Source organism: Actinacidiphila acidipaludis (assembly GCF_019890725.1).
Classification (GTDB): domain Bacteria; phylum Actinomycetota; class Actinomycetes; order Streptomycetales; family Streptomycetaceae; genus Actinacidiphila; species Actinacidiphila acidipaludis.
In genome coordinates this window covers 191,290-209,582 of record NZ_JAINZZ010000001.1, presented here as the reverse complement: position 1 = coordinate 209,582, position 18,293 = coordinate 191,290, and the positions used below count along the sequence as shown (strand labels likewise).

Here is an 18,293-nt window from a genome sequence, read left to right as displayed (position 1 = left end):
AACCGGTTGCCCGCGCAGGTCACTCCGGCGGGGTGCCCCGGTCGGCGCTGTCGGCGGGCGCCTCCCGCCAGCCGGGCGCGTCCAGTTCGTCGTCGCGGAGCTGCCACACCCGAGACCGCCCGGATGGAGGGCCGGCAAGGACCCGCAGTTGCTGGGGCCGGTAGTCGTCGCGGGCGTCCTCGACGCTGTAGCCCGCGGAGGCCAGGACGGAGGCCATGGCCTGCATCATCGCGGCTCCGACCGCATGGGAATGCCGCAGGACCGGCTCGTCCAGCTGCTTCAGCCTGAACGCCCGGCTCGAACAGGCCTGCAGGCGGGGGCTGGCCTGCCAGGCCACGAACACCCCGCCTGCCGCGTCGGCACCGTAGTCGACGTCGACCTCGGCGCCGGCGACCAGAGCGGGATCCGCACCCGGCCACACCACGGGAAGGCCTGCGGCCGCAAGCTCGTTGCGCACCTTCCAGGCCAATGTCTCGAAGGCCGCGCCCTCTTTGGTGACCACGCGTTCGAACATGTGCTCAATGTAGGCCAACCGATCGTCCGGGTGTCCGGCGCGGGCACGCCGTCCGGGCGTGCCGCGATCACGGCGACGCCTTCGGCGAGAACGGCTGCCACGGCTATGCTGCGGCTCCTACATGCGGACGGCGGGGAGACGATGCAGGAAACCCTCAGGTTGAGGTACGTACCGGAGATCGACGACCTCACCGAGTTGCTGGCCGGTGCTCCCGAACGGCGGCGGGGCCGAAACCGGGCCGTGCGCAACGCGATCACCCTCTTCGTCCTGCTGGGCTGCGTGGTCTGGTGGAGCACGGTCGCGCCGACCTCGGACACCCTGATGCCCGCGGTGCTCTTCGCGGTGGGCTTCGTGCGATACGCGGTACAGGTGCTTGTCCTCTCCACCCGCTGGGGCCTTCGCCGAAAGGCGCGCGCGACCTGGCGGCGCTCATCGGTACTCCGGCAGGCGCATGAGCAGGAGATAGGACCAGAGGCGGTGACCGTCCGCACGCAGGGGCAGTCGCGCACCTACGCCTGGACACACTTCGGCGGGTTCCAGGAATCCGACCGGCAGTTCCTGCTCGTGGACCGTGCCGGCAAACCGGCCGTCGTCGTCCCCAAGCGGGGCCTCGCCGACCCCGAACTCGTCCCGGCCTGCCGCGCTCTCATCACCGAGTACCTCGCCGGCGTCTCGCCCACGGACTCCGCCACGGACCGTGCCGCCTTGGCATGATGGAGCAGTGATCGATCCGACAGCGCCCGTCGTGCTCCCCGGCCGGATGGCGCGGGCACGGCAGACCGCCCTGGAACTCCCCGACGACATACGGCTGCGACCCTGGCGGGAGAGCGACGCGCACGTCCTGGTGCGGTCGTGTCTCGACCCGGACATCCAGCACTGGAACCGCCCCGGCCAGGTGGACATCGACGCGGCCCGGGAGAAGATCGCGCGCTGGGAGCGGCGGTGGCACACCGAGGAGGCTGCCGTCTGGGCGATCGCTCCCACCGGTGACGACGTGCCCCTGGGGCTGATCGGTCTCGCCGACCTCGACCTGCGCGGGGGCAGCGGCGAGTTCGTCTACTGGCTGCTGCCCGCCGGCCGGGGACACGGCGTCATGGTCACCGCCACACGCGCCGTCAGCCGGTGGGCCTTCGCATGGCTCGGGCTGCACCGTCTGCGGATCACGCACTCCGTGGCCAACACCGCCTCCTGCCACGTCGCCACCAGAGCCGGCTTCCCCCTGGAAGGCACGATGCGCAGCGCGCTCCTCCACGCCGACGGCTGGCACGACGAACACCTCCACGCCCGCGTCCAGGACGACCCGGAGCCCTGACGCACCACCAGGAACTGTCCGCGCCCGTCAAGCCCGCTTCCGTCGGCCGCCGCCTCTGCGCGGCCGCACCTCCGTTGTCAGAGCCCGCTGTTACGTTCTGTGACATGACCGATCACGCGCTCCGGCTGCTGCGGCAGGACCGCCGCCTGGCCGAACTGGCCGCTTTCCCCTTCGACTTCGACCTGGACCGCGCCGACCACGGCCACGTCGAGGAGGTCCGCCTCGCCTCGGGCGGACCGCTGGAGGTGATAGCCGGGGACGACACCGGCGGCACCTACTTCGTGTGCGCGGACGGCTCGGTGCTCTACGCCGACTCGGAGGGAGGCGCCGGGATCATCGGTTCCGGTGTCGACGAGGCCCTGGAGATCGTCATCGGCCTGCCCGGCTGGCACGACTACACGCGTCTGTCGCCGGAGGACGGCGAGGAGAAGATCCTCGCGTGCGTCGCGGAGACCGAGGAAGGGATCCGTGAGCACTACGGAATCGACGAGGAGCGGGCCGAGCTCCGTGCGGCGCTGGGCCTCCCGAACCGCTCCCCGGCCGAGCTCGTGGGCAGACTGCATGCCGCGCTGCTGCGCACCGAACCGGACTTCGTGCTGCTCAACGCGGAGGAGGGCTGCGCCTACGACGCGATAGGCCCGGCCGGCCCCCCGCTGTGGGAGCCCGTGCTCGCCGCGGGCCGAGCCGATCTCGTCCGGCTGCGGCAGGGCGACCGCACGGCCTGGCGCGACGTCGCGGAAGACCCGGTGCGGCGCCGGGTCACCCTGCGGGCCGCGCAGTTCGACCGGGCCGAAGGCGATCTCGAAGTGCTGCGTCACCTGCTGCGGCACGAGGCGCGGTCGTCGATGTCGGACGAACTGCGGCTCGCCGCCGTGCTGGTGGGGCTCCGCGGGAACGCGGAAGATCTGCCGCTGCTCCTCGAGGTCCGGGAGACGGACTTCGACACGGCGTGCGGCCTGGGCGGCATACCGGAACCGGGCGCGAGCTCCGACGAGTTGCGCCGGTGGGCGCGGGAGCTCGACGAGTCGCTGTTCGGGACGGACCCGGCGGACGAGCCGCTCTGGCTTTGGACCGACCTGGCGCGGGACCAGGGGATGACGAACCTCGCGCGAGTGACCCTGATCCGCGAACTCGACGATCTCTTCCTGGACCAGAGCAGACTCCGCCACCCCGGGGCGCCCGGCACCCTGACCACGGGACCGATGAGCGGTCTCGTCCGGGACTTCGAGGAACTCGGCGATCTTCCCCAGGCGCTGCGCGCCCAGCGCCTGTGCGCCGCGCTGCAGGAGAGCGCATGGGACCGGGTCTCTGCCAGGAAGACCCTGGCCCGCCTGGAGCGGGAGGCGGGCCACCTGCCCCAGGCGGCGGACAGCCTGGCCGCCGTGCGCGACGCCCTGGCCACCCCGGGCGACGACTCGCTGCGATCCTGGCGGCAGGTCAACCTCGGCTGCTTCATCGCCGAGGAGCACTACCGGCTCGCCCTCGCTCTGGCGGACGCGGGCCTCCCGGACCAGGCCCGCGTGCTCCTCGCGGCCGCCGACGCGGTCTACGGCGAGCTCGCGGAGAACGCCGCGCAGCGCGTCCACGAGCTGGCCGAGCAGACCGCTGCGAGACTCAGGGAGGTCGGCTGACGACCGGGGACACGCTGCCGGTGATCTCGGCCGTGCCGCCGACATGCACGACGGGCCGGGCAAGGGTGGTCGATGCGGCGGCGCCGGCACCGGACGCGAGGGTCGCGGTGATCGTGGCCGGGCTGCCCAGGGAGTCGCCCATGTCCACGGCGATCCGGCTGAGACCGCGCTCGGCGAGATGAGCGGCCAGGCAGGCCGTGCTGTTGGCGTTGGCGATGTCCTCGGGAACGCCGATCGACGGCGCGAACATGCGGGCGGCGCAGCGGCCGTCCGCCTCCGGTACCGAGTGCGCATAGGCGCCGAGCAGGCCGAACCGGTCGCAGGCCGCGCGGAGGCGGTCCAGGTCCGGGGTGAGGGCGGCCAGGGCGGACCGGGACACGACGGGGACGAGCAGCCGGGGCCGGCCGACCGTGGCGACGCGCAGCCCGGGCTCCGGCGCGTCCGCGTCGAGGCCAAGCGCTGCCGGCACCGACTCCCGCTCCTCCCGGGTGGGTTCCCTGAGATCCACCGGGCCGGGGTCGAAGGCGGCGTCGAACAGGCCACCGTCCTTCCGGGCGCACCAGCCGGTGAACGTCCGCCCCCGGGTGCGCAGTTCGGCCCGGAAGTGCGGGTGGCCCCCGGGGCTGCCGGAGCCAACCGGGTGGGCGGGCGCGTTTCGGGCGGCGAGGACGGCGAGTGCGGCGACCGTGCCGTGGCCGCACGCGGGGAGTTCGCCCTCCCGGGTGAAGAAGCGCAGGGATGCCGTGGTCCGGCCGCCGGGGCCACGGGCGTGCCCGGCCAGGAAGACGGCGTGCGAGGTGCCCATCGCCTCGGGCACGCGGCGGCGCTCGGCATCGCTCATCCCGGACTCGTCCAGCACGGCGGTGGGACTGCCGCCCCTTTCCCCAGGCAGGCCGTCCCGCAGACTCTCCCGCAGGCACGCCCGCACGATGGTCACGGGGAGCCCGGCGAACGTCATACGCGTACCGTACGCCGGGCCCCCTCCGGCTCCCCGGCCTTGGGTGCCCCTCCCGCCTGATTCAGCGCTCGTGCTGAACGTTCTGCTGGGCCGCCGTTCCGCTGTCATGGACGGCCAGGAGGGTGGCCAGCAGGTCGGCGACAGTCGGCCCGGCATCGGCGGGGTGACGCAGGACGGTGCCCTCAGGGATCTCGTAATGGTTGGTGCGGCCGTTGCGCGTGTGCATCAGATAGCCGTCAGTCTCCAGGTCGGAGATGATCTTCTGCACGGCGCGTTCCGTGAGCAGGCATCGCGCGGCGATGTCACGAACGCGGACGCCCGGGTCGCGGGCGATGGTGGCCAGCACGCGCGCATGGTTGGTGAGGAATGTCCATCCCGGCCGCGGATGCAAGGCGTCGTCCATGGTCGACATCGTACGGTGAACGAATGATTCACGTCAGCCTGTACGCGAATTTGTTTTCGTGTATTTGTTGACGTGTGCCGCCGGTGCGCCCATGCTGGACGGACCTGAGCAACTGCCTGCGCCTGAAAGGGATGGTGTGATGATCGGCATCGAGTGCTTCCCATCCCAAGGCGCCCCCGCAGAGCTCACCGCTGCGTTGTGTCCGTCCGGGGCGGCGGCATCCCTCACCCCCGCCTCGCGAGTCTCTGCTCCGCCGACATCTGTGTCGCAGGGCTGCTCGGTCAAGGACCTGCACTCCCGGCTGGAAGTGCGTCTGACCGAGACCGGCGGTCGCGCCCTGGCCGCCGTGGTCGGTGAAATCGACCTCGGCTGCGCTCCTCTGATGGAACGGATCCTGCTCCGCTCCATGGCGGATGCGCGGGACGGCCTCGAGGTCGACCTGGCCGGGGTTGGATTCCTCGATTGCTCGGGCCTGAACGCGCTGCTTCGGGTGCGGCAGGAGGCCGTCACGTCCCGCATCCCGATGAAGGTCACCCGGATATCGCCCGCCGTCCGGCGGATGTTCGAACTGAGCGGCTGCGAGGCCCTGTTCGCCTGATCTGGCGAAGATGCGCCCGGCTGACCGGAGCCGGTCCCACGCCTCAGCCTTCGTTGTGCACCACGCGGTAGCGGAGATAGACGACGTTCGAGCTCAAGCTGCGGTTCTCGACGAGATCCAGATCCACGCGGCGCTCGTGCCGGGGGAAGAAGGGGATGCCACCCCCGACCAGCACGGGGTGGACTCTCGCCCGGTACTCGTCGATGAGATCCAGCGCGGCTGCTTCGGCGGCGAGCGTGGCGCCGCCGATCGCGATCTCCCCGTCGCCCGGCTCGTCCCGCAACCGCCCGATCTCCTCGGCCAGACTGCCGGTGGCCAGGCGCGCGTGACCTTCCACCGCGGACAGCGTCGTGGAGAACACCACTTTCGGGAGCTGCTTCCAGAAGGCGGCCCACTCGAGCATCGCGTCGCTGAGCGAGGGATCCTGGTCGGCGGTCTCCCAATACAGCATCGTCTCGTACAGCCGCCGCCCCATCAGCTGAACCCCGATCTGCCGTGTCTCCTCGGAGATGAAGCGAAAGAGCTCCTCGTCGGGCGCCGTCCACCCGAAGTCGCCGTCCGGCCCCACGATGTAGCCGTCGAGCGAAACGCCCATGGAACAGATCACGCTGCGCATCAGCAGTCCTCCTCTGCAACGGGTTCGACAGTAGGGCCAGAGAAGGCTGTGGGCCTCGACTCGACGCGCGGGAATCAGAGTGGGCGGGGCGCCAGGCCCGATGCCCTGTGCGGGCTGTCGTCCGGGACCGTCCCGGTGCGAGACTGAGGCGTGCTCCTTCGGTTCCTCGCCGCGGCCGGCGTGCTCGCGGTGCTGCCCATGGTGCCCGGGCCGGACATGGCCGTCGTGACCAGGCGGGCTGTGTCCTCCGGTTGGCAGGACGGTCTGCGAACGGTCGGCGGCATCACCGTGGGCCTGCTCGTCTGGGGTGTTCTGACGATCGTGGGTCTCGCCGCGGTCCTGGCCGCATCCGCCGCGGCGTACACCGTGGTCAAGCTGGCGGGAGCCGCCTACCTGTTCTTCCTCGGCGTCCACGCGCTGCTGAACAGCCGGCAGGCGCGGGCGCAGGCCCCGGACGCCCACCCGGACGTCCCTGCCGGCAATCCTTGGCGGACCGGGCTGGTCAACAACGTCTTCAACCCCAAGATCGCCGTCTTCTACACCAGTCTGCCAGGCCCGCGCCTTCTTCCAGAAGCCCGTTGTGCGCCGGGCCATGGACCGCGTCACCGGCACCGCCCTGATCGCCTTCGGCCTCAAGGTGGCCGCCGCTCAGCCGTGACGGAGGGGGGCCGGCGCCGTCGGCGGGATCAGCAGGCCAGCATCTTCTGAATGGCCTGCCGCGTCACGCCGAGCTCGCGCGCGATGTCGGCCCGCGTCACCCCCTGGTCGATGAGGTCCTGCATCAACTCACGCCGTTCGGCGGCGAACTGCTGGGCCAGGCGGGCGTGGTGGATGGCCTGGTCACGCACCTCCCTGATGCGGTCGAAGGCCGGTTCATGGGCGGAGAGATCCTTGACGTCTGCCATGCCTCCACTGTGACAATGGGGGGTTGTCGTGTCAACCCCCCGTTGTCACGGTCCTCGATGCTCTCGGTCACGATGCCGAACTCCACGCCGTGCGGGGCGACCTGGGCTTGGGGACGCGCACCCCGACAGTCGCCCTCCCCATTCCTGGCGGGAGGTCCGGCCAGGGTGAGAACGCGCCTTCCGGCTCGGGTACGATGCGGTTTCCCTCAGCACAGGTGTTCGTCCGCGCTCCATGCGGGCTCCGCGTGCCGGGCTTTTCCCTGTCCGGCTCCGAGAGGGGTCCCCTCCATGCCGAGGTCCGGCCGCGCCGCCTCCCAGGCCGCTTCCCGCGCCGCCTCTTCGGCCGGTCCGAGCCGCGGCGCGCTGCTCCCGCGCGCACTCCTCGCGCTCGCCCTGCTGGCCGGCTACCACCTCGTCGCGCCGTTGATCCTGGCCGCGCTCGCCCTCGCGGATCTCTTTCTGCTGCGCGGCTCGCAGCCCTATGCCCTGACCAGCCTCGGCGCGTACGCGGGTTCCGTCGCGGTGACCTGCTCGCTGGTCCGCGTCGTCTACCTCACCCGAGGCGGTGCGCAGGACCGTCACGACCTCCCCGGCGTCGCGCTGACACCCGCGGAGCAGCCGGAACTGTGGCAGCGGATGGGAGAGTTGGCGCAGTCGGTGGGCACCGCCACATTCGCCGAGATCCGGCTGATCCCGGACGCCAACGCCATGGTGACCGAGGAGCCGCGCCTGCTGGGTCTGCGCCACGGCAAGCGGCGGCTGTTCCTCGGTACTCCGCTCCTCCTCGGCCTGAGCGAAGCCGAACTCGACGCGGTCCTCGCGCACGAACTCGGCCACTATGCCAACGGCGACACCCGCTTGGCCGCCACCGTGTGGGCGGCGCGCGGTGCCGTGGAACGCACCGTCGGCACCCTGAACGAGCGCTCGGCCGCCCACCGGGAACGCGAGGCCGCCGAGGCCGAGGCCAAGGCCGCGCGGCGGCGGGCGCGGGGGAAGCCCGCGCCGGTGACCGCCGGAGCGTCCCGCGGCGCGGACCACTACCTGAGCGTCGTCTACACCGCCTACGCGAAGCTCTGCCTGCGCTGCACCGAAGGGGTCAGCCGCCGCCAGGAGTACGCCGCCGACCTCGTCGCGGTCCGGATCGCCGGGCGCCGCAGCACCGCTGACGCGTTGCGGCACCTCGCGGTGCTGAGCGTGGCCACCGACCTCTACCTGCACCGCTACCCGGCCATGGGCTGGGACGCGGGATTCCTCCCGCCGCCCGGCCAGGTCCACGGCGGACTGGCCCACCTGCTCGCGGACGAGGCCCGTCGGCGCGAACTGGACGAGTTGGCACCGCGGTTGGCCGACCAGCACGGATCGCCGCACGACATCCACCCGCCGCTCGCCGAACGCGTCGCCACCATCGAGGCGCTTCCCGACGACGGCCGCCCCCTCCGCGGCACGGCCCCCGCCGTCGGACTGCTGCGCGCACCGCACACCGTGCTCGCCGCCCTGGAGGAAGCGGAGTTGGGCCCGGATGTGAGAACCGCTCACCGGGTGCCGTGGCACGAACTCCCGTACCGGGCGCACCGCGCAGCCCAGGCCCGTACCGCCGAGCCGCTGCTGCAGGCGACAGCCGATGTCGCGGCGGCTCGCGGTGCCACCCTGCACGGGCCGCCCGCCGTGGGCACGCTGCTCGACCTGGTCGACGCCGGGTTGCTCCCGGAGATCGCCGCGCTGCTGCCCCGGTCCGCAGTGGCGGAGCGCAGCACCGGACGCGCCACGCGCGAGTTCGCCCGGACGGCCTTCCGCTCCCGCCTGCGGGCCCTGACCGTCGTCGCCCTCGCCGACACCGGGCACATCCGCTGGGAACTGTCCTGGTCCGGGGCACCCGTGCGGCAGATCGTGTCCGAGGGGCTGGGCGACACCCTGGAGGCGGCGCTGGACGCCGTCATCGCCGCCCCGCCCGCCACGGCGCCGCTGCGTGCTCTGCTCGACTCGGCGCCCCTGCCTCAGGGCGGCGCTCAGACCACCACCATCCGAAGGCTCCCATGAACACCGTCGTGTACATCGCCGGCGCTTGCCTGCTCGTCTACGCCGCCGTGACGATCCCGCGCAACGCCAAGAAGGCCCGTGCCAAGCGCGCGCAGGCCAAGGCGGCGATGCCGGTCAAGATCGACGCCGCGACGTACGGCCTGGTGCCGGCCGCGCAGGTCGACACCACGCGCCCCGGCCCGGACCCGCAGGCCGACGAAGCGGTCGCCGCGGCCGGCGCCGGCGACTGGCGCCGTCCCGCCGCCTACCTCGCGGACGCCGGGAGCGACTGGGACCTGCGCTGGTACCGCGTCCAGCACCTGATGAAAGTCGACTCGGACAACGACACCTGGCTCACCGCGTGGCGCACGCAAAGCCCGGGTGACCCCGGCGCCGCCCTGACGCACGCCGACGCTCTGGTCACTCTGGCCTGGGAGGTCCGGGGCGGCAAGGGGGGATCGCACACCACTCCCGAGCAGTTCCAGGGTTTCCACCGCGTGCTGAGGGAGGCGCTGCCCGCCTGCCAGGAGGCGGCACGGCTGGCCTCACCGTACGACCCGAGTCCCTGGGTCGCGCAGATCCCCATCGCCTACGGCCTGGGCTGGTCGCACGACGACTTCCGCCACCTGTGGGCGCAGATCACCGCCCGCGATCCGTACCACTTCGGCGCGCACGTGGCCGCTCTGCAGTACTGGTGCGAGAAGTGGCGCGGCTCCAGCGCGCTGATGTTCGACTTCGCGGAGCAGGCCGCTTCCTCGGCGCCTCCCGGCAGCCTGCTGCCCGTCCTCCGGCTCTACGCGACCTTCGAGCACGTGCTCAAGCAGACCGACGACAGTTTCTACGAGGACCCGTACGTCACCGCCGCCGTCGACGCGACGCTCGACGCGGTCGACCTCGTCCCCGCCGACCACCACCGCCTTCCGGTGGTCCGCCACCTGCTGGCCAACGCGCTGTACAGGACCGGTCGTCACGCGGAGGCCGCCGAGCAGTTCCGGGCGATCGGCGGTTACGCGGGCGCTGTTCCCTGGACCTACTTCGCGTCGCCGCTCAAGCAGTTCGTCCATGTGCGGACCCACACCTTCAACGACTGGGAGAAGGCGGGCCGCCCTTCCGTCCCGCCGCGGGCGTCCTTCTGAGCCTGCCTCCCGCCACCCTCAGCCACCAGGGGCGGCGGCCCGGAGGGCGGTGAAACCGCGGCCGCCCACGGTCCAGGCCCCCGCGGGGCTCCATCCGTGCGCCGCGGCGCGGCCGGCCAGCGCGTGGGCGCCCAGGAGCGCCCAGGGGAACGGCCCGCCGTGGGCCCGTTCGCCGTCGTGCAGGCGGACACGCAGGCGCTCGTCGCGGTCCGGACGGCCGGGCGCGGTCTCGGCGATGAGCGTCCCGCCGGGGCGCAACAGGTGCTGGATCCGGTCGAGCAGGGCACCGGGGTCGCCGCCGATGCCGAGGTTGCCGTCCAGCAGCAGCGCGGTGTTCCAGTGGCCTTCACGCGGCAGCGGGTCGAAGACGGACCGGAGGAGCGCCGGTCCGCCGACGGCGAGAACGCGCCGTACGGCCTCGGCGTTGACGTCGATGCCGAGGGCCGTCGTGCCGTGGGCCGCCAGCGCCGTGACCATCCGGCCCGGTCCGCATCCGATGTCGAGGACGGGACCGCGGCACGCGGCCAGCACCGTGCGGTCTGCCGCGTCCGGCGGGGCGCACCATCGTTCGACGTGCAGCGGAAGCATGCGGCCGTCGGGGCAGGCCAGATACAGCGGGCCGCGTCCGCTCCGCAACGCGGCGGCGTAGAGGTCGGCGCCGGCCCACGCCGGTGCCGCGGGCAGGGTCAGGGGAAGGGTCACCGCGCACCCGCCGCCGCACAGTGGGCCAGGGCCGCCGCGAAGCGGGTGCCCGGCGCTCGCGCCGCCACGTACGCGGCGTCCGCGGCGGTGTCCACGTCACGCAGCAGCGGCAGGTCGCGGACCGTCAGTCCGGCCGCGACGAGCCGGTCGCGCTGGGCCCGGCCGGTGCACGCGGTGGACATGGGCACGCCGCGCAGCAGCGCGGGTTCGGGGTCGGCGAGGCCCAGCGCCCAGAACCCGCCGTCGGCCGCCGGCCCGAACCACGCGTCCGGGCCGGGCTTCGTCGCCGAGCGGAGAAGAGCGGGGGTGACCTGCGGGGTGTCCATGCCGATGAGCAGCGCCGGGCCGTCGCACCGGCCGAACGCCGCGGCGAGCCGCTCGTCGAGGCCGCCGGCGCTCTGGGGGACGACGTCGATGCCCGGGGGGAGCCAGGGGCCGGGAGCGCCGTCCAGGACGAGCAGCCGTCGCCGCGCGGGCGTCGCCGCCACCGCGGCAAGGGTGTCGGCGAGAGCGGCCTCGGCGAGGACGGCGGCCTGCTCGGGGGTGAAGGGCGGGGTGAGCCGGGTCTTGACGCGGCCCGGCACCGGCTCCTTCGCGATCACCATGAGTGTGGTCATCGGGCGCCCGCCTGCTCCGTGTTCCGCTGGCCCGGTGCCGCGCTCAGCCGCGCCTGTTCCGCCCCCTGCCGCGCCGGCGTCGCGAGGACGGCACGCATGTCGTGCACCGCCTGCCACGTTCCCCGCCAGGTGCCCGTGACCTTGGACCTGCCGGTGCGCGGCAGGTAGTCCACGTTCTCCTCGACGACGCGCCATCCGGCGTCCGCGGCCCGCACCACCGTCTCCAGGGGGTAACCGCTGCGCCGGTCCTCGACGCACAGGCCGAGCAGCGGGCGGCGCCGTGCGGCGCGCATCGGGCCGAGGTCGCGCAGGCGGAGGCCGGTGCGGGCCCGCAGCATGCGCATCAGCGCGGCGTTGCCCACGCGGGCGTGCGCCGGGAAGGCGCCCCGCGCCGCGGGACGGCGGCGGCCCAGCACGAGGTCGGCCTCGTCGGCGGCGATCCGCTCGACGAATCCGGTCAGCGCCGCCGGGTCGAGGGAGGCGTCGCAGTCGCAGAAGCAGACGAACTCGGCGGTGGCGGCGAGCAGTCCGGCGTGGCAGGCGGCGCCGAACCCCCGGCGCGGTTCGTCCACGACGACCGCCCCGAGCTCCGCGGCGATCCGCGCGGAGTCGTCGGCCGAGCCGTTGTCCACGACGATGGCCCGCCAGCCCGGCGGAATCCGTTCGAGCACCCAGGGCAGTGCTCGGGCCTCGTCGAGGCAGGGGAGGACGACGTCGGCGGTGGGGGTCATGGGATTCCTCTCGGTCGGGGCGGCCGCATGACGGCACGGCGGTGTGCGGCCACGGGGCGACGTGGGGTGGGTGAGTGGCAGTGGTTCAGCAGGGGCGGGGCGTGCCTGTCCTCAATCGGCGGGGTGCGACCGGTCCCGGCGGAAGCGCCAGGTCAGGTGGAGACCGGAGAGGGCGAACAGCACTCCGGTGACGACCAGCCAGCGGGTGCGGAACACCCCGGGATCGAGCAGCGTCGCGTGCCGGTACTGGGCGCCGCTGTCCTCGGTGATGGACGGCCAGTAGACGAGCAGCAGCATCAGCGAGACGAACGCGGGGACCCGGATGTGGTTCACGACGGCGACGGGTGCCGCCGAACGCGGCCGTCCGGCACGAACGGCCCGGTGCAGCAGCCAGTCGGCGCCGCCGTACAGCGGTACGGCCACCAGGTCGTGGACGACAGCCGCGCCGACCGCCCACTGCACCACGCCCCACCAGTCGCCGGACAGCAGCCGGGCGAGCGCGTAGCCGCAGAGGGCGAAGGACGCGAGCAGCGCGGCCAGATGCCACCACGGTTCCCCGTACAGGGTGTGCAGCAGCCTTTTCATGCGTGCTCCGGGAAGCCGGTCGCTCCGAAGGTGAGCCGCCCCACCCATTTGGTGTTCATCACGCCGGGCGCGCCGGGCACGATGACGCGGGCCGGGTAGCCGTGATCGTGCGTCAGGTCGGCGCCGTTGACCCGCAGGGCCAGCAGGGAGCGGCCGTCGCGGACCTGACCGGCGCTGAGCGCCACCGCGCGGAAGGAGCCGGTGCGCTGGACGGACTCGACGAACACCCCGGGCGGGTCGGCTTCGTGACCCGCCAGCGCGGCGAGGTCCCGCAGTCGCACCCCTTCCCAGTGCTGATCACCGGTGGACCAGCCCTCGACGCACGCGATGGGCAGGACCGCGCGGTGCAGGGGCAGTTGCCGTAGGTCGTCGAGGGTCAACTGCACGGTTCCCGCCCCGCCGTCGACGGTCAGCCGCCAGCCGGTTCCGACGTCCTGCGGCCGGATGTGGCTGCCGGCCGCGGTCTTGTTCACGGGGAAGCCTCCGGGACCGGTGCCGGGTGAGCGGCCGTGCGGGGCGAGCAGGGCGGTGCGTCGCAGGGGACCACCGATGCTCTGTCCCGCTGTCACGAGCAGGAGCGTCAGCGAGCCGAGTCCCACCATGCCCAGAGCGCCGCGGCGCGAGATGGTGGGCTCCGCCGGGTCCGACGCGACCAGCCCGGTCGTGTCACCGGTCTCCGGGCGGGTGCGGGCGGTCGGGGTACGCAACTCGGCCCGCAGGTCGCGGCTGCGCAACGCCCGCACGGCGGTGGGGAGTTTCAAGCAGACGTGAGCGAGCACGGCGCCGGCGAACACCCACCCGCCGTAGAAGTGCAGGGGGTAGAACGATCCGGGGAAGACGTAGTCGAGCTGCACGTTGAGGATGCCGGTGGTGAACTCGAAGAGCCCGCCGCCGACCAGGAGCAGCAGCGACAGCCGCTCCAGCGCGTGCCCGGCCGATCGCACGGGCGGCAGCGTGAACAGCTTCGGCACCACCGACCAGAGCTTGGCCAGCAGCACGGGAACCAGGGCGATCCCGAGCGTCACGTGCACACCCTGGGTGAGCCGGTACAGCCAGTACGGGTGCGTGGGCCAGGAGAACAGGTAGAAGCCGAGCAGGCCCTTGTCCGGGGTCTTGTCGTTGACCGCCGACAGACCCGGGTTGTACGCGGCGTACGACAGCAGACCGGTGACGAACAGCACCGGGATGCCGACGAGCAGCACGGCGCCGAGCACCGAGGTCAGCCAGGGGCCGCGCAGTGGACTGCGCCACGGGCTCCGGCGGCGGGCGAGGGGGGCATTCATGTCGGCCGACCCTAGAGGCGGAACCGGCGCCGGTGACCGGATCGACTCATGACGAAAGTCTGACGTCGAGCGCGGTGGGGCCAAGTCCTTGCGGAACTCTGACGGCAGGCCCGGGCAGCGTGACGGGGGCGCCCGGCATGCCTAGGGTGCGGCGGGTGAGCCCTCTCTCCTCCCTTTTCCGAGCGGGCGCCGTCCCGTCGTCCGGCCCGCGCCCCGACACGTCAGCGGACGCACACGGACCCAAGGAGGCGGCCGGTGGCCGCCGGTGGGATGTGGCGGCCGCGGGAGCCGCCCTGCTGCTGTTCGCCGCGATGGCGGCGCTCGGCGCCTGGCTGCAGCGCGACAGCCCCGTGCTCCGGTCGCCGTTCCCGCCGTTGGAGGCCTGGTGGCGTCCGCACGCCGGCCCGGGCACTCCCCTCGCCGTCACCGTCGCCGTGCTGGTCGTCGCCTACGGGCCGGCGCTGGCCGAGCGGCTGCCGTGGCGTGCGCTGCTCGGGGTGTCCTGGGCGGCCGCCATGGCGTGGACGTGGTCCCTGGCGCTGGTGGACGGGTGGCACCGCGGCATCGCCGGCCGGCTGCGGGAGACGGGGGAGTACCTCACGCAGCTGCACCGGTTCGACGACCTCGGGCCAGCCCTGCGGACCTACACCGACCACATCCTGATCGACTCACCGCGGCACTGGACCACCCACATCGCGGGGCACCCGGCGGGCGCGGTGCTGACCTTCGTCGGCCTGGACCGGATCGGTCTGGGCGGGGGCGTCTGGGCCGCGGCGTTCGTGATGACCACCGGAACCTCCCTGGTGGTCGCCGCCCTGGTGACCCTGCGCCTGCTCACCGGAGAGCGCGGGGCCCGCGCGGCGGCGCCGTTCCTGGTCCTGGCGCCGGGCGCGGTCTGGGTCGGGGTCTCCGCCGACGGCTACTTCGCCGCCGTCGCCGCCTGGTCCCTGGCGCTGCTGGCCGTCGCGGCCACGCGCACGAGCACGGTGGCGCGAGCGGCTGCCGGATTCGGCGGCGGCCTGCTGTTCGGCGCGGCCTGCTACCTGTCCTACGGGCTGGTGCTCCTCGCGGTGCCCGCGGCCGTGGTGCTGCTGTGCGCCCGCACGGCCCGCCCGGTCCCGTACGCCCTGGCCGGCGCCGCCGTCGTGGTGGCCGCCTTCACCGCCGCCGGCTTCGACTGGTGGCAGGCGTACGGGCTGCTGAGGATCCGCTACTACCAGGGCTACGGCGGCGTACGCCCCTACGGCTACTGGTTCTTCGGCGACATCGCGGCGGTGGCGGCGGCGGCCGGACTGGCCTCCGCGGCCGGGCTGCGCCGGGTTGCGGCGGCGCTGCCGGGCCGTGTCCGGACGCGGCTGCGCGGCGACCGCGCGGCGACGGCCGCGGTGCTGCTGCCGGTCGGCTTCGTGCTGGCGATGCTGGTCGCCGACCTGACCGGCATGAGCAAGGCCGAGACCGAACGGATCTGGCTGCCGTTCTCCCTGTGGCTGCCGGCCGGCGCGGCGTTCCTGCCGCGACGCGACGACCGCGCCTGGCTCGCCGCGCAGGCGCTGGCCGCGCTGCTGCTCAACCACCTGCTGCTGACGGGCTGGTGACGAGCGGCGGCCGGGACGGCACGTCCGGTCGGCCGCGGACGACGGGTGGGACCGCGGCCGCCGAAACCTTACGAACCTGTGGTCTCCCCGGCCGCCGCCACCCGCCGTCGCCGAACCATGCCTAGGGTCGGCCCATGCGCGTACTCGTCACCGGCGGCGCGGGCTTCATCGGCTCGCACGTCGTCACCGCCCTGCTCGCCGACGGCCACGAACCGGTCGTCCTCGACGCCCTGTCGGCCACCGCCCACGCGGTCGCGCCGCCGCGGCCGGACGCCGAATTCCTCCACGCCGACGTCCGCGACCGGGCGGCCGTGGACCGGGCGCTGCGCGGCGTCGACGCGGTGTGCCACCAGGCGGCGATGGTGGGACTCGGCAAGGACTTCGCCGACGCGCCCGCGTACGTCGACTGCAACGACCACGGAACCGCCGTGCTGCTGGCCGCCATGGCCGGGGCGGGGGTCCGGGACCTGGTGCTCGCCGGGTCCATGGTCGTGTACGGCGAGGGCCGCTACGACTGCCCGCGCCACGGACGGGTGGCGCTGGGGCCGCGGCTGACCGCCGACCTGGAGGCGGGCCGCTTCGAGCCCCGCTGCCCCCGGTGCGGCGCCGAGTCGGTGCCCGGGCTGGTCGACGAGGACACGCCCGCCGACCCGCGCAACGTCTACGCGGCGACGAAGCTCGCCCAGGAACACCTGGCCGCGTCCTGGGCGAGGGCGACGGGGGGCCGGGCGGTGTCCCTGCGCTATCACAACGTCTACGGGCCCGGGATGCCGCGCGACACCCCCTACGCGGGCGTCGCCTCGTTCTTCCGCTCGGCGCTGGCCCGGGGCGAGGCCCCCAGGGTCTTCGAGGACGGCCGCCAGCGGCGGGACTTCGTGCACGTACGCGACATTGCCGACGCCAACTGCCTTGCTGTCCAGGGCATTTCGCAGCTGGAGCCGGGGACCTTTCGCGCCCGCAACGCCGGCAGCGGCACGCCCCGCACCATCGGCGAGATGGCCTCGGCCCTCGCCGACGCCTCGGGCGGACCCGCGCCGATCGTCACCGGCGAGTACCGCCTGGGCGACGTCCGCCACATCACCGCCGACTCGACGCGGCTGCGCGAGGAGTTCGGCTGGCGGCCGCAGGTCGCATTCGCCGCTGGCGTGGCCGAGTTCGCGCATGCCCCGCAGCGCGGCGTGCCGGCTGCCTGACCGGCCTGACCGCCTCCGTCCCCGGTTCAGGCCGGCGCATCCTCGTGGACGACGACCGTCGGCACTTCGTTGAACGCCTCGGTGGAACTCGGGTGGGTGTAGACGGCGTCACGCAGATCGCTCGCGGTGATGCCGTGACGCATCGCGAGGGCCACGGTGTTGACGAGCTCCTGCGCGTCCACGCTGAGCAGCGCGGCGCCCAGGATCAGATCGGTGTCGGCGTCGATGACGAACTTCATCAGACCGCGTTTCTCCTCCACCGCGTAGGCGCGGGGCATGGCCAGGATGTCGGCGACGTCCTCCCGGGCGATCCTGACGCGGTGACCGGCTTCACGGGCCTCTCGCTCGGTCATGCCGACGGTCGCCAGCGGTGGGGTCAGGAAAACGGTGTTCGGGACCGCGACCCGGTCGGTCGTCGAGCGCCTGCCGTCGCCGATGAGCTGGTCGAGCACGATCCTGCTGTCGTCCAGCGAGATGTACGTGAACTTCGGGCCGCCATTGACGTCGCCGAGGGCGAAGATGTGCGACTGGCTGGTCCGCAGGTGCTCGTCCACCTCGATCGCGCCGTCGGCCGCCGTGTGTACCCCGGCGGCCTCCAGGCCGAGCCCGGCGGTGTCGGGAGTGCGGCCGGTCGCCGGCAGCACCGCGTCGGCCGTGACGGTGTGCTCGGCACCGTCGAGGTCGTAGACGACGGCGGCGCCGTTCTCGTCGTCGCGCACCTCGCGGACACGGGCCCCCAGGACGATCTCGACGCCCTCGTCGGTGAGGACCCGTCGCACCGCCTCGGCGACGTCCGCGTCCACCCGGGGCAGGAAGTGCCCGCCCCTGGCGAGCACCGTCACCTCGGAGCCGAACGCCCGGTAGATCGAGGCGAACTCCAGCCCCAGGTAGCCGCCGCCGATGACCACGAGCCGCTTCGGCAGCCGAGTGCGCTCCAGCAGGTCGGTGCTGGAGACCAGGTGGGTGCTGGCGCGCAGGCCGGGCACGTTCGGCACGACGGGCCGCGAGCCCGCGTTGATCAGGATGGTCTCGGCCGTCGCCGTCAGCCGCTCGCCGTCCTGCCGGGTGATGGACACGGTGTGCGGGTCGGTGAACTCCGCCCGCCCGGTGACGATCGTGACCGTCTCCAGGGCGTTCAGGCTCTCGTAGTTGCCCTTGCGCATGAACTCCCGTACGTCCTGCACCTTCGCCACGGCCTGCTCGAAGAAGGCTTGGGGGTCGTCGTCCGGGCGGCGCAGACGGGAGTGGTGCACCATGCCCTTGGACGGCACGCAGCCCACGTTCGGGCAGGTGCCGCCGTACATGCGCTCCGACTCCTCGACGAGCACCACGGTCCGGCCGAGCCGGCCGAGGGCCCGGGCCGCGGTCTTGCCGCCCTTGCCGAACCCGATCACCAGCACGTCGGCGCGCAGCGTGCGCTGTTCTTCGGCTCGCGTGGTCATGCGTTCTCCCGCTCGGTGGTGCGATGGGACGCGGTGCCTCGGGACCGTGCTTCGAG

Annotated in this window: 20 protein-coding genes; 9 read left to right on the top strand and 11 right to left on the bottom strand. The window is 73.2% G+C overall.

Annotated features, from left to right (window positions below):
* Window positions 1-19: 19 nt before the first annotated feature.
* A complete protein-coding gene (locus tag K7862_RS00965; RefSeq protein WP_222959479.1) occupies window positions 20-514 on the bottom strand; it encodes a hypothetical protein in 495 nt (164 codons plus the stop codon).
* A gap of 159 nt (window positions 515-673) precedes the next feature.
* Here K7862_RS00965 and K7862_RS00960 point away from each other — a divergent pair, with 159 nt between their 5' ends.
* The 3 genes from K7862_RS00960 (at window position 674) to K7862_RS00950 (ending at window position 3,457) form a co-directional block, all read left to right on the top strand.
* A complete protein-coding gene (locus K7862_RS00960; RefSeq protein WP_222959478.1) occupies window positions 674-1,228 on the top strand; it encodes a YcxB family protein in 555 nt (184 codons plus the stop codon).
* A gap of 7 nt (window positions 1,229-1,235) precedes the next feature.
* Window positions 1,236-1,826, top strand: coding sequence for a GNAT family N-acetyltransferase (locus K7862_RS00955; protein ID WP_308011780.1), 591 nt, complete (start codon window positions 1,236-1,238; stop codon window positions 1,824-1,826).
* Between the two features lie 104 nt (window positions 1,827-1,930).
* The gene (locus tag K7862_RS00950) at window positions 1,931-3,457 is read left to right on the top strand and encodes a hypothetical protein (protein ID WP_222959477.1); all 1,527 of its coding nucleotides are present in this window, start codon (window positions 1,931-1,933) and stop codon (window positions 3,455-3,457) included.
* Here the strand turns inward: K7862_RS00950 and K7862_RS00945 are convergent.
* Both K7862_RS00945 and K7862_RS00940 read right to left on the bottom strand, forming a co-directional pair.
* A complete protein-coding gene (locus K7862_RS00945; protein WP_222959476.1) occupies window positions 3,441-4,415 on the bottom strand; it encodes a PhzF family phenazine biosynthesis protein in 975 nt (324 codons plus the stop codon). The genes K7862_RS00950 and K7862_RS00945 overlap by 17 nt on opposite strands.
* 61 nt (window positions 4,416-4,476) lie before the next feature.
* Window positions 4,477-4,818, bottom strand: a complete 342-nt coding sequence (locus tag K7862_RS00940) for a helix-turn-helix transcriptional regulator (protein WP_222959475.1) — start codon at window positions 4,816-4,818, stop codon at window positions 4,477-4,479.
* A 139-nt stretch (window positions 4,819-4,957) separates the two neighbouring features.
* On the opposite strand from K7862_RS00940, the gene K7862_RS00935 reads away from it, so the two are divergent.
* A complete protein-coding gene (locus tag K7862_RS00935) occupies window positions 4,958-5,416 on the top strand; it encodes an STAS domain-containing protein (protein WP_222959474.1) in 459 nt (152 codons plus the stop codon).
* Between the two features lie 43 nt (window positions 5,417-5,459).
* Here K7862_RS00935 and K7862_RS00930 read toward each other — a convergent pair whose 3' ends face one another.
* A complete protein-coding gene (locus tag K7862_RS00930; protein ID WP_222959473.1) occupies window positions 5,460-6,032 on the bottom strand; it encodes a dihydrofolate reductase family protein in 573 nt (190 codons plus the stop codon).
* Between the two features lie 180 nt (window positions 6,033-6,212).
* On the opposite strand from K7862_RS00930, the gene K7862_RS00925 reads away from it, so the two are divergent.
* Window positions 6,213-6,740, top strand: a complete 528-nt coding sequence (locus K7862_RS00925) for a LysE family translocator (RefSeq protein WP_372461473.1) — start codon at window positions 6,213-6,215, stop codon at window positions 6,738-6,740.
* Here K7862_RS00925 and K7862_RS00920 read toward each other — a convergent pair.
* A complete protein-coding gene (locus tag K7862_RS00920; protein WP_222959472.1) occupies window positions 6,719-6,937 on the bottom strand; it encodes a hypothetical protein in 219 nt (72 codons plus the stop codon). The two genes, K7862_RS00925 and K7862_RS00920, sit on opposite strands and share 22 nt — an antisense overlap.
* Window positions 6,938-7,225: 288 nt before the next feature.
* Between K7862_RS00920 and K7862_RS00915 the strand changes: the two genes are divergently transcribed.
* Both K7862_RS00915 and K7862_RS00910 read left to right on the top strand, forming a co-directional pair.
* Window positions 7,226-8,974, top strand: coding sequence for a M48 family metalloprotease (locus tag K7862_RS00915; protein ID WP_222959471.1), 1,749 nt, complete (start codon window positions 7,226-7,228; stop codon window positions 8,972-8,974).
* Window positions 8,971-10,089 carry a hypothetical protein gene (locus K7862_RS00910; RefSeq protein ID WP_222959470.1) on the top strand — a complete coding sequence of 373 codons (1,119 nt, stop codon included), beginning with the start codon at window positions 8,971-8,973 and terminating at the stop codon, window positions 10,087-10,089. The genes K7862_RS00915 and K7862_RS00910 overlap by 4 nt, the downstream gene beginning before the upstream one ends.
* A gap of 18 nt (window positions 10,090-10,107) precedes the next feature.
* On the opposite strand, the gene K7862_RS00905 is transcribed toward K7862_RS00910, so the two are convergent.
* From K7862_RS00905 to K7862_RS00885, 5 genes are all read right to left on the bottom strand, one after another.
* On the bottom strand, window positions 10,108-10,791 hold the full coding sequence (locus K7862_RS00905) for a class I SAM-dependent methyltransferase (RefSeq protein WP_308011779.1): 684 nt from the start codon (window positions 10,789-10,791) through the stop codon (window positions 10,108-10,110).
* Window positions 10,788-11,408, bottom strand: a complete 621-nt coding sequence (locus K7862_RS00900; protein ID WP_222959469.1) for a TIGR04282 family arsenosugar biosynthesis glycosyltransferase — start codon at window positions 11,406-11,408, stop codon at window positions 10,788-10,790. The genes K7862_RS00905 and K7862_RS00900 overlap by 4 nt, the downstream gene beginning before the upstream one ends.
* The gene (locus tag K7862_RS00895) at window positions 11,405-12,139 is read right to left on the bottom strand and encodes a glycosyltransferase family 2 protein (protein WP_222959468.1); all 735 of its coding nucleotides are present in this window, start codon (window positions 12,137-12,139) and stop codon (window positions 11,405-11,407) included. Before K7862_RS00895 ends, K7862_RS00900 begins: the two co-directional genes overlap by 4 nt.
* A gap of 111 nt (window positions 12,140-12,250) precedes the next feature.
* Window positions 12,251-12,724: a hypothetical protein gene (locus tag K7862_RS00890; RefSeq protein ID WP_262412457.1), complete on the bottom strand. Its 474-nt coding sequence runs from the start codon at window positions 12,722-12,724 to the stop codon at window positions 12,251-12,253.
* Window positions 12,721-14,007: a molybdopterin-dependent oxidoreductase gene (locus K7862_RS00885; RefSeq protein WP_222959466.1), complete on the bottom strand. Its 1,287-nt coding sequence runs from the start codon at window positions 14,005-14,007 to the stop codon at window positions 12,721-12,723. The genes K7862_RS00890 and K7862_RS00885 overlap by 4 nt, the downstream gene beginning before the upstream one ends.
* A 137-nt stretch (window positions 14,008-14,144) precedes the next feature.
* Between K7862_RS00885 and K7862_RS00880 the strand changes: the two genes are divergently transcribed.
* Window positions 14,145-15,602, top strand: coding sequence for a hypothetical protein (locus K7862_RS00880; RefSeq protein WP_372461471.1), 1,458 nt, complete (start codon window positions 14,145-14,147; stop codon window positions 15,600-15,602).
* A 134-nt stretch (window positions 15,603-15,736) separates the two neighbouring features.
* Entirely contained in the window at window positions 15,737-16,795 is a 1,059-nt protein-coding gene (locus tag K7862_RS00875; protein WP_222959464.1) for an NAD-dependent epimerase/dehydratase family protein, read from the top strand.
* 26 nt (window positions 16,796-16,821) lie between these two features.
* On the opposite strand, the gene K7862_RS00870 is transcribed toward K7862_RS00875, so the two are convergent.
* Window positions 16,822-18,237 carry a dihydrolipoyl dehydrogenase family protein gene (locus K7862_RS00870; RefSeq protein WP_222959463.1) on the bottom strand — a complete coding sequence of 472 codons (1,416 nt, stop codon included), beginning with the start codon at window positions 18,235-18,237 and terminating at the stop codon, window positions 16,822-16,824.
* Window positions 18,238-18,293 lie beyond the last annotated feature (56 nt).